General features: G+C 38.5%; 1 protein-coding gene. It reads left to right on the forward strand.

The features are described 5' to 3' along the window. Positions 1-105 precede the first annotated feature (105 nt). On the forward strand, positions 106-309 hold a 204-nt coding region (locus tag A3761_RS03495), incomplete at its 3' end, for a hypothetical protein (RefSeq protein ID WP_197472789.1).

The raw sequence follows: 309 nt of genomic DNA on the forward strand, positions 1-309 counted from the left end.
TCACAATCTATAAATAAATGGAGACAAAGCATTATTTCTAGCGGTGAGATTAGTCCAGAAGATTTGATCGCTTCTACTGGATCCAATGCTAGAGCGGGTGTTTCAATGCGGCTGCTAAATATTACTTGTTCTCGTGAGTATGGTGCTTTTGATCAACTTCATGAACACCAAAGCGGTAGACGTTTCTCTGATAACTTAAAACAAAACTGCAATCAAAACTACGGATTTGCAGGCCCAGAGTTCATAAACAGGTTATTAGAAATGAATGACGTCGAATCGTTGCATGAACGATTTGAAGACATCAAAAAC

Source organism: Oleiphilus sp. HI0123, from assembly GCF_001635315.1.